The following is a 14,409-nucleotide window of genomic DNA, read 5'->3' on the forward strand; positions in this document are numbered from 1 at the left end:
GCAAAGGAGAAACCAATGCTTAAGAAGACGATCGTGCCCCTGATGAGCGCCCTTTTCCTTTCGACCGCTCTCGTGGGCTCCGCAGGCGCACAGGTTGAGGTGACCGATAACCCCTGTGGTGCCGACGCCGACGGAGATGTACCGTTGGTGCCGTGTCCTGAAGCAGATGCAGAGGCTGCAGCCGAAGCACCAGTGGATGAGACGAGAGAAATGGTCGGCGACGCTGATGGCGACAGGCGGCTTACGGAAGAGCAGCAGGTTGAAAATGGCGCACCTCCGCCCGCCGACATGCAGGGCGATTTGAGTGGCGACCAGCCGACCAACCAGCCGCCCATTGATCCGAATGAAGCCAATCGATCTCAATGACGGCTAATCTAAGAAACGACAGGCCGCGCCACTTGGCGCGGTCCTCTCGCTTTTCTAAGCTTGCGCAGGCCGACTAAAGGTTGTTCTGTGCAATTCGGTTGCGGGCCTGACCTGCAGTATAGGCTGCATGCAACGCTCGAAAGCAGATTTCCCCCGAAAGCATCGCTTTGCTCTTCCGGACTTTTTGTTCTGAAGGAGCTTTCGCGCGCGTTTGGGATGGAGTGGAACGCTGCCGCATTTCCGTTGATATGGCGTCCCCAAAGCTGGAATTTTCAAAACAGATTTGTTTAACTGTCCGCGATGGGGTTCTATCGAAACTCACCAACGATAAAATTGGCTGGTCTGCTTTTATCCCGTACAAGGGTCAGGAAGTGAGACAGGTCATCACCTGCACGTGCCTGCCTTTCACGAGGAGCAACCCTTCCTGAACCTTTTAAAGCCCACTCTTGAGAACATGACCCGCGAGGAGACGATAATCCGCAAGGCGCGACAGATCTGTGCATGGCGCATCCGGACATTCCTGCGCAGTGTGTGCGCCGTGGTCGCCGGCGGACTTGGACTTGCCGCGCTTTCCGGTACTCCGGCCGGAACGCAGGAACCGGTCAGTCTCCAAAATCATATCCTCGCCATCGGCAGTTGCCCGCCATGGCACCCGCAGTCGGTGGAAATATGCAGGCACAGCCTGCAGGAGGTGGTGTCGTCGCTGGCACCGAGGGTCAATGCCGGACCGGACAAGACCCATTTGCTCATCAACGAAGGCGCGAGCGCTGCCGCGCTCAAACGCAAGGCGACGGAGCTTGCAAACAAGCTCACCCCGAATGACCGGCTCATCATTTACGCCAATCTGCCACTCGGCGCGTCGGACATCACACTGCCATCGGGCCAAACCGGTTACGTGCTTGAACTCTGGTCGGGGCAAAAACCCGAGACGACCAACATTGCGATCAGCGAGGGAACCTGGATGACGGCTCCGGCGTTCGCCGCCATGATTCATACGTTTCGGGCAGCCGAAGTCATCCTGATCCTCGACGCAAACAACTCCAACGCCGCAAATCTTCACCTTCTGGACCAGCATGACACTGACCTGAAAGGCCGCCCGGAGGCCATTGTTTCCTCGTCCGGGGCCGGCCAGACCGCGAACTATTCCGCAGACCGCACCATATCACTGTTTGCCAAGCATCTGGCGCTCGCCCTGACCGAGACGGAGGGCTCCTTGCGGGAAGCCATGACCGCAGCCGTCAACGGGACGCGTCAGGCAGCCATTCCCATCTGCGCCGACCTGAAGACACATACGACCGAAAACAATGTGGTCGATTGCCAGCAAGAGCCTGCCGTTTACGACCCGGATCACCTGCTGAGCCGGACCCTTCTCATTCCTGTGTCCGAAACCCGCTTGAACTAAGTACGGCATCGAAAGAGGTCTCTGCCGTCTTCCCGGCCAGGCAGAGCTCGTGCCGGAATTCGGGGCGCCTCGAATGTCCCCTACTGAACCCCTGCTCTCGGACTTTCCGGTCCCGGACCGCAGCATCACTGCCTCCGGGACGAAGAAATCGGGCGTCCGGCTCGTCTCAGTCGACGAACCGGACGGCTCCCTTGGAAGCACTGCTCGTCAGTTTGGCGTAGGCCCGCAGCGCTGTGGTGACCTTGCGCTTGCGCTTCTCCACCGGTTTCCAGGCTTGATCGCCCTTGGCCTCCATAGCCGCGCGGCGCTCGGCCAGTACATCGTCCGAAACATCCACTTTCAGCACGCGGTTGGGAATGTCGATGACGATCGTGTCGCCCTCTTCGACCAGACCGATCGCTCCGCCTTCAGCGGCTTCCGGAGAGATGTGGCCGATGGAAAGGCCCGAGGAGCCACCGGAGAAACGGCCGTCGGTGATCAGTGCACAGTCCTTGCCGAGACCCTTGGATTTCAGGTAGCTGGTCGGATACAGCATTTCCTGCATGCCCGGTCCACCGCGCGGCCCTTCATAGCGGATCAGCACAACGTCCCCCGGACTGACCTTGTTGGTCAGGATCGCCGAAACGGCGCTGTCCTGGCTCTCGAAAATCCGGGCCGGGCCCGTGAAGGTCAGGATGCTTTCATCGACACCCGCGGTTTTCACCACACAGCCGTCCTCGGCAATGTTGCCGTAAAGCACGGCCAGACCGCCATCCTTGCTGTAGGCATGTTGCGCCTCGCGGATGACGCCGCTCTTGCGGTCGAGATCGAGCTCCTCCCAACGGCGGTTCTGGCTGAAGGCAACCTGCGAGGGAACACCGCCCGGAGCCGCACGGTAGAACTCGTGCACGCTTTCGGAATTGGTCTGGCGGACATCCCAGCGGGCGAGCGCCTCCTTGAAAGTGGCGGAATGAACGGTCGGCACGTCGGAGTGCAGGAGCCCTGCCCGGTCCAGTTCTCCCAGAATGCCCATTATGCCGCCGGCCCGGTGAATGTCTTCCATGTGGATATTCTCGACCGCGGGCGCGACCTTGCACAGCACCGGAACCTTTTTCGACAGCCGGTCGATATCGTCCATCGTGAAGCCGACTTCGCCTTCATAAGACGCGGCCAGCAGGTGCAGGATCGTATTGGTGGAGCCGCCCATGGAGATGTCGAGGCTCATGGCATTCTCGAACGCCTTGAAGCTGGCGATGTTGCGCGGCAGAACGCTTTCGTCATCCTGCTCGTAATAGCGCTTGGCGAGATCGACGATCAGATGGCCGGCTTCAACGAACAGCCGCTCGCGATCCGCATGGGTGGCAAGCGTCGAACCGTTGCCCGGCAACGCAAGGCCGAGCGCCTCGGTCAGGCAGTTCATGGAGTTGGCCGTGAACATGCCCGAGCAGGAACCGCAGGTCGGGCAGGCATTCTGCTCCATGGACAGGACATCGGCATCGGACATCCGGTCATCGGCGGCCGCGACCATGGCGTCCACCAGGTCGATTGCCTTCTCGACGCCGTTTTCCAGCACCACCTTGCCGGCTTCCATCGGGCCGCCGGAGACGAAGACCACCGGAATGTTGAGCCGCATGGCGGCATTCAGCATGCCCGGAGTGATCTTGTCGCAGTTGGAGATGCAGACCAGCGCGTCGGCACAGTGGCCGTTGACCATGTATTCGACCGCGTCGGAAATGACCTCGCGCGAAGGCAGCGAATAGAGCATGCCGTCATGGCCCATGGCGATGCCGTCGTCGACCGCAATAGTGTTGAACTCCTTGGCAACGCCGCCGGCCTTCTCGACTTCCCGGGCGACCAACTGGCCAAGGTCTTTCAGATGCACGTGGCCGGGCACGAACTGTGTGAACGAGTTGGAAATCGCAATGATCGGCTTGCCGAAATCATCGTCCTTCATGCCTGTGGCGCGCCAAAGTCCGCGCGCGCCGGCCATATTCCGGCCGTGTGTGGATGTTCTGGAACGATACGGAGGCATTGTGTCTCTCCCTGCATGTGCAGCCATCCCACGCCCTCGGCAGGTGTCCCGCCCGAGGCGCGAGCGATGTCCGCACCCGTATTTCATCTGGCAATGGGTGTGACAGGTTTTTGAATAGAACAAAAGGCCTGAAAGTGCAAAAAGAGTACGCTCCGGTACGGTTGGCGCGCGAGCTGTCAAAAGTGCGGAGAACCCAAAGCCAGCGCCTTGCGCTGCCGCAAAAAGCCGGTGCGGGCAATGCCCGCACCGGCCAGTTTTCAGGCCTCCGGAAGGCGTGGATGTCAGGCGGCCTGAATCCTTTATGCGCCCTACTGGGCCGCGATCGAGCTTTCCTCCAGCGTCGGATAATCCGTGTACCCCTTCTCGGTTCCGCCGTAGAGCGTGTCCCGGTCGAGTTCGTTCAGGGGCGCTTCCTTTTGGAGCCGCACGACAAGATCCGGATTGGAAATGAACGGACGTCCGAAGGCGACAAGGTCCAGCGTCTCGCTTTCGATAGCTTTGATCGCCGAAGCCCGATCATAGCCGTTATTGCCCATCCTGGCGCCGTCGAAGAGCGCGTAAAGCCCGGCAAGATCACCGCCCTCGGGAATGTCGCGCGGACCGCCGGTCTGCCCTTCGACCAGATGGAGATAGGCCAGCCCATAGCCGTTCAGCAGGCGGACCGCGTAAGAGAAGGTTTCCTGCGGATTGCTGTCTTCAATGTCATTGGCGTTCGAGAACGGGCTCAGACGCACCCCGACACGATCTCCGCCCCAGACGCCGACCACCGCCTCGGTCACCTCTTTCAGGAACCGCGCACGGTTTTCGATCGGCCCGCCATAGCCGTCGTCACGCTTGTTGGAGCCGTCACGGAGGAACTGGTCGATCAGGTAACCGTTGGCCGCGTGGATCTCCACGCCGTCAAAGCCGGCCCTTTTCGCGTTCTCGGCCGCCCTTGTGTAGTCCTCGATGATCCCCGGTATTTCAGAGATTTCGAGCGCGCGCGGGGTGGGCGTGTCAACGAACCCGGTCCCGTCGAAGGTCTTGGAATTTGCCGCAATGGCGGACGGGGCGACCGGATCGGCCCCGCCGGTCTGAAGCACCGGATGGGAGATGCGGCCCACGTGCCAGAGCTGAATGACAATCCTGCCGCCCGCAGCGTGAACGGCGTCGGTCACCTTCTTCCAACCGTTGACCTGGGCATCGGAATAGATGCCCGGCGTCCAGGCGTAGCCCTTGCCCTGCGGGGAAATCTGGGAGGCCTCGGTCACGATCAGCCCTGCCCCGGCGCGCTGGCGATAATATTCGACGTGGATTTCAAACGGGGCGTCATCTTGCGGCCGTGCCCGGTTACGGGTCAGCGGAGCCATCACGATACGGTTCTTCAAATCGATAGCACCGGCTTTTGCCGGAGAAAACAGCGTCGTACCTGCCATGGTCATATTTCCTTCTGGCTGTTGTTCAAAGTTGGATATTTATGGACTAATCAGTCCATAAATAGGCGTGCGAAACCAGGTCATCACCTGGATTGCGCGGCTGGGAAGGCGCTCTTCCTACGGGGAGAGTACCGATCTGGCTTGTTTTAAGGTATCGGCAATCCGGTCTGCCGGGATGCCGGCCTTGCGGAGTGCCAGGGTTCCGATTGCGAGCGAGGAATAAGCGCGCGCCTTGTCCCGGACGGCGTCGGGATTTTGCGGGTCGAGGGCCCTGGCAAATATTTCCTCGATACTCTCCAGGTGGCGGCGCCCGAGTGCGGCGACCTTTTCATCATGCGGGGCAAGCTCGGTGATGCAATTCACCAGCAAGCAGCCTCGCGGTCCCCCTTTGGGATCCGATATGGCCTGCATCATGGCGTCGATCGGATCGCCGCCGGCAGTTTCCGCAACATTCCTCAGATTGCGGATACCGTTGCTCGAATAGTGTTCCACGGCCCTCAGAAACAAGGACTGCTTGTCCCCGAATGCGCCGTAGAAGCTCGACCGGCTGAGGCCCATGGCCTTGGTCAGGTCATCCAGAGACGTCGCTTCAAAACCCTTTTGCCAGAACACGTTCATGGCGGCCTCCAGCGCGGCGGCTTCATCGAAATTGCGCGGCCGCCCCGGTCCGGATACCCGTTTTTCGGGTGAAGATTTGTGAAACTGAGCCTCTGACATGCTCCTGATATGGACTGTCCGGTCCGCAATGCAAGTTCCGCCACGGAAAATTACGGACTGAGCGTTTCAGATTTATGGATGCGGCAAGGCGGCCGTCGCGCACCGCAGTCGGGATCTACATCCTGCAGGAGCCGGCATATGCATCGCCGACATCATCGAAAATGCGCGCTATGGCTTCCATTTCATAAAGCCTGCTGGTGCGCCGCACGCCCTCCACCAGATACAGGTCCTGGATCGGAAACTGGTTGGAATTGAAACGGAAATCTCCGCGCACGCTCTCGAACGGTGCGGCGTTGATGGCGGAGAGAAGAACCTCCTGGTCTTTCACGCCCCCGGTGAGCTCGAGGGCGAAATGAATGAGCCTTGCCGCATCGTAGCCCTGCGCGGCATAAACCGACGGTTCGTATTTGTATTCGCGGCCGAATTCGCGCACGAAACGCTTGTTCGACGGATTGTCCAGATTGGGCGCCCAATGAGACGCGGAGAAAAGGCCCTCCGCCGTCTCGCCGGTATGGGGCAAGGTCACGGCGTTGATCGTTCGCGACGACAGGAACGGGACAATGCCCTTGAGACCGGAGGCGTGGAACTGCCTGACCAGTTCGACACCCATGCCGCCCGGCATGTAGGCAAAGATGGCATCGGGTTCGATTTCGGAGACCTGCCGGAATTCTTCCGAGAAATCCGACTGGCCGAGCTTGGGAAACAGCTCGCGCGCGATCTGCCCCTTGAAGTGGCGGCGAAATGCGGCGACGGCATCGCGGGCGGCTTCGTAATCGGGCGCGACCGTGACGACCTGCTGATAGCCCTTCAGGCTCGCATAGCGGCCCATGGTCTCATGGACCTGATCGTCCTGCGAGGCGGTGGAGAAGAAGTAGCGGCTGCATTGCCGTCCGGCGATGGGCGCCGGCCCGGATTGGGTGCCGATGAAGATCGTCTTGGAACGCACCACTGGATCGTGCACCGCCAGCATGACCCTGGAAAAATTCACGCCGACCAGTATGTCGATGCCGTTCTGCTCGATCAGCTTTGTTACCTCTTCGACAGCATATTCGGGATCCAGCTTGTCATCGACAACGAGAACATTCGTCGGCAGGCCGCCCAGGGCGCCATTGGATTGTTTCAGGCCAAGCATGAAACCGTCGCGCATCTGCTCGCCGAATATCGCAGCCGGTCCCGACAGGGTTGCCATGAAGCCGATTTTCAATTCGGGGATTTCCTGCGCCACCAACGCCTGACACGTCAGCGCCAGTCCCGCGATCATGCCACTTGCGTGTGCGAGACAGTGCGAGATCCAGGATTTCATGATGTCTTGCCCGTGTGTTTCAATTGCTGTTCTGGCCGATTACTGCGGCCTTCTGGCCGGGAGCAGGCGCTATCGTCCTCATCATGACGGAGACAGGTTAGGCTTTTGCAAACAACGGCAAGGACGTTCGCGAACGATCACAAGCCCGCCACAATTGCCGTCAAATTCCTCAGGGCTGCCGCAATCCTGCCCGTGTCCCGACGCATTGACAAAGATAAATGCCGGTCTTCGATCCGATATCCGCCCCAGCGCCTGTCAGATCCGGGAATCCAGGAGTGCCGTATGTATTCCATATCCTTGCCACCGCGCGAATTCGAACCCCAGTCGGACGTCTCACCGGACAGCAAGCCTTCCGTCACGGCGAACCAGGAACTGAAACTCGTCAGACCTTCTGAGCCCTTCCCTGAAGCGGAAGCACCGCAGGAGCAGTCGAAAAACGCCGAGATACTTGCGGCAAGGATCCTTCACCTGCACGCCACCGCCGAAGTTGCGGAGACCAAAAGACCAAGGCTGATCGACAATTACGACGAGCCGGCACTGGACGTGCCCGGTGTTTTGTGGCGTGCGAAGGAAGATGTCAGGGCGGTGCCCCCCAGGCCCGAGGCATTGGCCCTGTCGGACAGGACGGTGTCCTCAGGCTCGCTTCGCAACGGGCCAAGCTTCAAGGCGTTGCTGATAAGTTCGCTGCTCATCGTCGCTGCCGGCAGCGGCGCCCTCGCCGTGAGCATGACCGGCCTCCTGCAGGACAGGGGCGACGGCAGCCGCACGGTGGAAACCCTGAGCATTACCGCCGAGCCGACCATCGAGAGCCTGATCGCAGGAAGCGACGGAGTGTCGTCCGGTGGCAGCACAGCAGGAGAAACCGCGGCTGGAGAGATCGATACCGCCAAGGCACAGGCAAAAGCCCAGATACGCAAGGTCTTTGCCGCGCGCGACCCGAATGCTTCTGCTTCGGTCAATCAGGCTGCCGCGGTTGCAGACACGGCGCAAGATCCTTCGCCGGACAAAATCCAGGCACGGGTCGAGCCCCGTCAGGCCGGCGAAGCCGGAAACACCTTGAGCGAGGCAGGTGCAACCGGTTCTGCCCTGGCGCAGACAGGTCAAACGGGCGCTGCGGTTCCGGCAGCCGGAGAGATTTCAACTGCCTCAGAACAGTCCGAAACCGGGATCGAAACCCTGCCAGGCGACCCTGCCTATACGAACACGGGTTTGGTCTCTGTTGCGGTCAATCTGCGGCAGACGGCGGACAACGACTCCGAGGTCCTGACCGTTGTTCCGGAAAACAGCGAAGTCCGCTTCAGCGAATGCGGGCCGTGGTGGTGCAATATTTCCTACGAGGGACAGTCGGGTTTCATCAGCCAGAAGTATCTGCAACGATAGGGCCGGTGGTCTCCACGGCGGCCTGAACCGTTCAAGTAGAGCCTTGTTAAGCCTGATCCGTTAGTATCCGCATCACTTTGAGTTGATGATGGCAGGAGGCGGATCATGCCCAACCCCAAATCGCGCCGCGTTGTCGCGTATCTGACCTCGGTTGTCGGACTGACCGTCTTCCCGGCCATGAGTTCCGTCCCTGCTCTTGCCGATGGCACCGATTGCGTGATCTATGCGACCGACTATGCCAGTGCCCGCATGGGCAGCGGCGACGTCGTCGGTGACGTTGTTTCCGGCGGCATGGCGGGCGCCGTTGCCGGCGGAGAATGGCAGGGCCCCTCCGGAGCCCACCGCGGCGTGCGCGTCGGTGGCGCGCTCGGGGTCATGGACAATCTCGGCTCCTTGCCGGGCGGATGGCAGGCGCTTTACGACATGGCCTATCAGATGTGCCTGCAGCAGACGTCCGGCGTGAATGCCGGCACGCCGACCTTGCCTGCCCCGCCGCCCGACTGCCGGTCCTCGGCCAGCGTCAATGCGCCTTTGCGGCGAACGCCCGAGGGCGGCATCATGGCCGGCTCCGGCTTCGGAAACTGTCCTTAGACCGCAATCAACAATCCCCACGTCGCAGCGCACGACCCCGGTTGACCTTCGGGGCGAAGCAAAGTCAACTATGGCCGATTTGCGCAATTTCATCCGCCACAAGACGACAGGACTTTTCATGACTCGCCGAGTGCTCTTTGCTTCCCGACTTGCCGCTGCCGCTTTTTCCGCAGTCTGGATCGCCGCCTCACCGGCGGCTGCCCAGCAATGCGGCGGGGATTTCCGGCAGTTTCTGGCCGACCTTAAGCAGGAGGCGATATCGCGGGGTCTTTCCGCACAGGCGGCGGACCGGACGCTCTCCGGGGCCCGGGTCGACCAGACAGTCCTTGCCCGGGACCGGGCGCAGGGCATCTTCAAGATGCCCTTTCTGGAGTTCTCCAAGCGGGTCATCTCCGGCTACCGGATGAAGAACGGTGCGGCGAACATGCAGAAATATGCCGCCATCTTCCAGCGCACCGAGCAGGAATATGGCGTGCCCGCTCCCGTCATCACCGCCTTTTGGGCACTTGAAACCGACTTCGGAGCGGTTCAGGGCGACTTCAATACCGTCAACGCCCTGGCGACACTGGCGCATGATTGCCGCCGTCCGGAACTGTTCCGTCCGCAGCTCATCGCCGCCATCGAAATGGTTCAGCGCGGCGATCTCGACCCGCAACGCACCACCGGTGCCTGGGCGGGCGAAATCGGCATGGTGCAGATGCTTCCCGAGGATATCATCAAGTTCGGCCGCGACGGCGACGGCGACGGGCATGTGCGTCTGAAGGAAAGCGCTGCCGATGCGATTCTGAGCGCCGGCGCCTTCATCCAGCATCTGGGCTGGCGCCGGGGCGAGCCGTGGCTGCAGGAGGTCACGGCGCCGCAGAACCTCAACTGGGCGGAAACGGGGCTTGGCAATGCAAAGACCGGAGCCCAGTGGGCGGCCCTAGGTGTTCAACCGCGCTGGGGACAGATCTCCTCGAACCTGCCTGCCTCCCTCATCCTTCCGCAGGGCCGCAAGGGCCCCGCCTTCCTCGCCTATCCGAACTTCAACGTCTATCTGGAGTGGAACCAGTCCTTCGTCTACACGACCACGGCCGCCTACTTCGCCACCCGTCTCGCAGGTGCCCCGGTCTACAACGAGGGCAACCCGGAACCGGGGCTGAGCGACGCACAGATGAAACAGCTGCAGACCAAGCTCGCGAACATGGGTTATGATGTCGGCAAGATCGACGGCATCCTGGGATCCGGTACCCGCGCCGCCGTGCGCGATGCCCAGCAACGGCTCGGGATGCCGGCCGACGCCTGGCCGACCCCGGCCCTGCTCAACCGTCTCTGAAAATGGAATAGGGTACGGGCGCGACAGCCCTGCCTCGAGTGCCCGGAACGCGATTGAAATCGCGTTCCGGGCTTGCATGTTGCTGACCGCTTATTCCACCTTAGCCTTGTCGGCCCCTGGTGCGTCTTCCAGCACGGTCGGCGTTCCGCCGTCGCCCAGCAGAAACACGGTCAGAATACGGGCCCGTCCCTCGCCGGTGTTTTCACCGCGATGGGTAACCTTCAGCGCCTCCAGCATACCGTCTCCCTCCCGGTAGACCTTCTTGCCGATCTCTTCGTAGGTGACCGTGATTTCGCCTTCCAGAACATAGGCGAAGAGAGGTGCATGATGCTGGTGCCATTCGGTCGCCTCTCCGGGTTCCATGGTGACGACCATGGCCTTTACGGACGGATTTTCCTGCGGAAAGGGGACCGTTTCGCCGGCAACCGTCTTATCGCCGGAAAAGACTTCCTCCACCTTGTCATAAGGCGTTTCTGCCGCCTCTTGCGCTTCGCTCGCGGCCTGGGAGCCAGGCTTGGCGTGCGGCTGAGACGGGGCCGGTTTGCCTTCCGGAGTGACCGACTTGTCCGCAGCTGTGGCCGGCGCCGCAAGCAGGGAGCCGGCAAGGAGTGCGAGGCATACGTGTTTCATCAGTGTCATTTTGGCGTCCAGATGGGTGTGGCGTTTTCGGTTGTCATGGGCCGGTCGTCGATAAGGCGGCTAGCAGCGCAACTGCCTGCAATGTGCAACACAATTGGCAATGCAACAACGCGAAACCGGTGCCAATTCAACTTTGGCGGCCCCGCATCCCCTACAGAGACCGGTTGGCGTGAATGTCAGACCTCGATGGTCTCGCCCGGACTGGGAAGCTTCACCCTCGAGGAAGCATCGCCCATCGCCGCGGTGAAGGTTGCCGCCGTCTGGTCGATGATCGGAAACGAACCGAAATGGCAGGGCACGATCGTTTCGAAGTCGAAGAACCGGTTGCAGGCGAGCGCAGCGGTCTTGCCGCCCATGGTGAACCTGTCGCCGATCGGAACCAGGCCGATTTTGGGCTTATAGATCTCATTGATGAGCGCCATGTCGGAGAAAATGTCGGTATCTCCAAGGTGATAGAGTACCTTTTCACCCGGAGCGTCGATGATCACACCGTGCGGATTGCCCAAATAGATGGCCTCGCCGTCCGTCTGTTTCGATGAGGAATGATCCGCTCTCGTCAGCGCCACCTTGAAAGGACCGACGTCGACGTTGCCGCCGGAATTCATCGGGCTGAAATTCTCGATCCCCTGACGGTTTGCCCACATGCAGATCTCGAAATTGGCCGTCAGCTGCGCCCCGGTCTTCTTCAGGATCTCGATGGAATCGCCAATGTGATCGTCGTGGCCGTGGGTCAAAATCAGATGAGTAACCCCTTCGGCGACCTGATCGACATTCAGGTTTTCGGGAAAGGCTGGATTTCCGCTCAGGAACGGGTCGATCAGGATTGTGGCGTTGTCGATTTCGAGCTTGAAGGCCGAATGGCCATACCATGTGAGCTTCATCACAATCTCCCAACGATTTTTTCCAGTAAGAGAAGAAACTAGTGCGGTTCGCGGTCAAATTGAACCGTCGGTATTGAGAAACGCTCCGGCAACCACACCGCCGGTGCTATTCTTCAAAAAAGGACAGCATCTGGCTAATTTTGATATTTCGGGAAGCACAAACATGAGCATCGAAAGAAACGACAAGGTCGCCATTCGCCCCGCACGTGTGGAAGATGCGCCGGTTCTGGCGCGTCTTGTCAATTACGCCGGCGAAGGTCTTCCGCTTTACCTGTGGGACAAGATGGCTCCGGAGGGCAAAGGTCCCTGGGAGGTCGGCGAACAACGTGCGGCACGCGAAGAGGGAAGTTTTTCCTACAGGAACGCCACGATCATCGAACTCGACGGCAATGCTGCCGGCGCCTTGATCGGCTATGCCATCGCCGACGATCCGGAGCCGGTGCCGCATGACCTGCCGGCGATGTTCGTCCCGCTTCTGGAACTGGAGAACCTCGCGCCCGGAACCTGGTACGTCAATGTGCTGGCGGTTCTGCCTGACTTCCGCAATTACGGTCTGGGCGCCCGCCTGCTCGTGCGCGCCGATGAGACCGGAGTGCAACTCGGCATGCGCGGGATGAGCGTCATCGTCGCCGATAACAACACCGGCGCCCGGCGGCTTTACGAACGACACGGCTATACCGAGACCGCCCGCCGTCCGATGGTGAAGGAAGATTGGCAGAGCAAGGGCAACGCGTGGATCCTGCTGACCAAGGAGCTTTGAACCAGCTCCCGCGGTCCTCGCGACACGCGGGATATGGCCATGACATCTGCGACCGGGCGCAATGCTGCCGGTTTTTCTGGCGCCGGCAGCAAAGCCCTGCTAAAGGCGCTGCATGGCAAACGACCCCGCACTCTCCCTTGAAGATTTTGTCGCCGCACTGCCGGCAAAACACCGTCTTATCGGTCTCGACCTCGGTACCAAGACCATCGGTCTTGCCCTGTCCGATCTCGGCCTGGGAATTGCGACGCCGATGGAAACCATCCGCCGCAAGAAGTTCACGATCGACGCGGACTATCTGCTTGCCCTGTGCGCCAAGCACCAGGTCGGCGGCATCCTGATCGGACTGCCGCTGAACATGGACGGCAGCGAAGGGCCGCGCGTGCAGGCGACCCGCGCCTTTGTGCGCAACCTTGCCCAGAAGACCGATCTGCCGATCACCTATTGGGACGAGCGTCTGTCGACGGCCGCGGTGACGCGCACCCTGCTGGAAGCCGATACCAGCCGCGCGAAACGGGCCGACGCAGTCGACAAGATGGCAGCCGCCTATATCCTGCAAGGCTTTCTGGACCGACTCGGCTTTATGGGATTAGATGGCTGACAAATCCTGCCTTGCCGCCCGCCTGAACTTCCCGCCCGGCCGGTGGCTCTCTCAAAACGCGTAGTCCGTCATGTTGACAATTCTTGCCGCGCTGACACCGGTCATTCTGGTCATTGCCTGCGGCTATCTGATCGCCCGCACAGGCCTGATAACCGGTGAGCAATGGCGCGGCGTGGAGAAACTCGCCTATTTCGTGCTGTTTCCGGCCGTCCTGTTCCGCACCATCTCGCAGGCCGACTTCGCCAGTTTTCCGACCTTGAACATGGGCGGCGCGCTGCTGGCCTCGATCCTTTGCATGGCGGCCGTCCTGATGATTATACGCACGGCGATCGAGCGCATCTGGGGGATCACGCCGGCGCGCTTCACCTCGATCTTTCAGGGAACGTTGCGCTGGAATGCGATGATCGCACTCGCCATTGCCGACAATGTGGCCGGAGATCTCGGCCTTGCCATGCTCGCGGTCGCGATGGTGTTCATGATCCCGGTACTGAACGTTGTCAGCATCCTGGTGCTCTCCCGCTACGCCAGCGGCACCGCGCCGAGCGGCGCGAAGATCCTGAAAGACCTTGTCACCAATCCCTTCATCGTTTCCATCGGCGCCGGGGTCGTGTTCAATATCAGCGGCCTCGCCCTGCCCCTTGTCATCGACGATACGCTGGAGATCTTCTCGCGGGCGGCCCTGCCGATCGGCATTGTCTGCGTCGGCGCGGGCCTGGATCTCGGCTCCCTGCGCCGTCCCGGGCCGGCGCTCACGCTCGGCACGTTCCTGCGCCCGCTGGTCATGCCGCTTCTGGCCTTCGGCTTTGCCACCCTCTTCGGCGTCAGCGGTCCGGCGCTGGTCATCGTCATCATCGCCAGTTCCGTTCCCTGCGCCAGCAACTCCTATCTTCTCGCCCGGCAGATGGGCGGCGATGCCAAACTGATGGCGGAGATCATCACCTTGCAAACCCTTGCCGCCACAGTGACGATTCCGGCCGCGCTGTTGATTTTCACTTAAGGAAGCAGGTCAGCCGAATGCCCCGGCCGGTCCT

General features: G+C 60.9%; 14 protein-coding genes. 8 read left to right on the forward strand and 6 right to left on the reverse strand.

Annotated elements, in window-relative coordinates:
• The first annotated feature begins 15 nt into the window (after positions 1-15).
• Entirely contained in the window at positions 16-366 is a 351-nt protein-coding gene (locus tag ON753_RS11970) for a hypothetical protein (RefSeq protein ID WP_265962779.1), read from the forward strand.
• A gap of 454 nt (positions 367-820) precedes the next feature.
• Entirely contained in the window at positions 821-1,768 is a 948-nt protein-coding gene (locus ON753_RS11975) for a hypothetical protein (RefSeq protein WP_265962781.1), read from the forward strand.
• Positions 1,769-1,934: 166 nt separating this feature from the next.
• On the opposite strand, the gene ilvD is transcribed toward ON753_RS11975, so the two are convergent.
• From ilvD to ON753_RS11995, 4 genes are all read right to left on the reverse strand, one after another.
• Positions 1,935-3,779: a dihydroxy-acid dehydratase gene (gene ilvD / locus ON753_RS11980; RefSeq protein ID WP_265962783.1), complete on the reverse strand. Its 1,845-nt coding sequence runs from the start codon at positions 3,777-3,779 to the stop codon at positions 1,935-1,937.
• 308 nt (positions 3,780-4,087) lie between these two features.
• Positions 4,088-5,194 (reverse strand): alkene reductase, encoded by a 1,107-nt coding sequence (locus tag ON753_RS11985; RefSeq protein WP_265962785.1) that lies wholly within the window; start codon positions 5,192-5,194, stop codon positions 4,088-4,090.
• A gap of 117 nt (positions 5,195-5,311) precedes the next feature.
• Positions 5,312-5,911 carry a TetR/AcrR family transcriptional regulator gene (locus tag ON753_RS11990; RefSeq protein WP_265962787.1) on the reverse strand — a complete coding sequence of 200 codons (600 nt, stop codon included), beginning with the start codon at positions 5,909-5,911 and terminating at the stop codon, positions 5,312-5,314.
• Positions 5,912-6,026: 115 nt separating this feature from the next.
• Positions 6,027-7,214: an ABC transporter substrate-binding protein gene (locus ON753_RS11995; protein WP_265962789.1), complete on the reverse strand. Its 1,188-nt coding sequence runs from the start codon at positions 7,212-7,214 to the stop codon at positions 6,027-6,029.
• Positions 7,215-7,496: 282 nt separating this feature from the next.
• Between ON753_RS11995 and ON753_RS12000 the strand changes: the two genes are divergently transcribed.
• From ON753_RS12000 to ON753_RS12010, 3 genes are all read left to right on the forward strand, one after another.
• A complete protein-coding gene (locus tag ON753_RS12000) occupies positions 7,497-8,594 on the forward strand; it encodes an SH3 domain-containing protein (RefSeq protein ID WP_265962790.1) in 1,098 nt (365 codons plus the stop codon).
• A gap of 105 nt (positions 8,595-8,699) precedes the next feature.
• Entirely contained in the window at positions 8,700-9,185 is a 486-nt protein-coding gene (locus ON753_RS12005) for a hypothetical protein (RefSeq protein WP_265962791.1), read from the forward strand.
• A 70-nt stretch (positions 9,186-9,255) separates the two neighbouring features.
• The gene (locus ON753_RS12010) at positions 9,256-10,500 is read left to right on the forward strand and encodes a lytic murein transglycosylase (RefSeq protein WP_377046973.1); all 1,245 of its coding nucleotides are present in this window, start codon (positions 9,256-9,258) and stop codon (positions 10,498-10,500) included.
• Between the two features lie 90 nt (positions 10,501-10,590).
• Here ON753_RS12010 and ON753_RS12015 read toward each other — a convergent pair whose 3' ends face one another.
• Both ON753_RS12015 and ON753_RS12020 read right to left on the reverse strand, forming a co-directional pair.
• The gene (locus ON753_RS12015) at positions 10,591-11,139 is read right to left on the reverse strand and encodes a cupin domain-containing protein (protein WP_265962795.1); all 549 of its coding nucleotides are present in this window, start codon (positions 11,137-11,139) and stop codon (positions 10,591-10,593) included.
• Positions 11,140-11,315: 176 nt separating this feature from the next.
• Positions 11,316-12,020, reverse strand: coding sequence for a metal-dependent hydrolase (locus ON753_RS12020; RefSeq protein ID WP_265962797.1), 705 nt, complete (start codon positions 12,018-12,020; stop codon positions 11,316-11,318).
• Between the two features lie 163 nt (positions 12,021-12,183).
• Between ON753_RS12020 and ON753_RS12025 the strand changes: the two genes are divergently transcribed.
• The 3 genes from ON753_RS12025 to ON753_RS12035 all read left to right on the forward strand — a co-directional run bounded on the left by ON753_RS12025 (position 12,184) and on the right by ON753_RS12035 (position 14,375).
• Entirely contained in the window at positions 12,184-12,780 is a 597-nt protein-coding gene (locus ON753_RS12025) for a GNAT family N-acetyltransferase (protein ID WP_265962799.1), read from the forward strand.
• A 112-nt stretch (positions 12,781-12,892) separates the two neighbouring features.
• Positions 12,893-13,378: a Holliday junction resolvase RuvX gene (gene ruvX / locus ON753_RS12030; protein WP_265962800.1), complete on the forward strand. Its 486-nt coding sequence runs from the start codon at positions 12,893-12,895 to the stop codon at positions 13,376-13,378.
• 70 nt (positions 13,379-13,448) lie between these two features.
• Positions 13,449-14,375: an AEC family transporter gene (locus tag ON753_RS12035; RefSeq protein ID WP_265962801.1), complete on the forward strand. Its 927-nt coding sequence runs from the start codon at positions 13,449-13,451 to the stop codon at positions 14,373-14,375.
• The last annotated feature ends 34 nt before the right edge of the window (positions 14,376-14,409 follow it).

The organism is Roseibium salinum, from assembly GCF_026240905.1.
GTDB lineage: Bacteria > Pseudomonadota > Alphaproteobacteria > Rhizobiales > Stappiaceae > Roseibium > Roseibium salinum.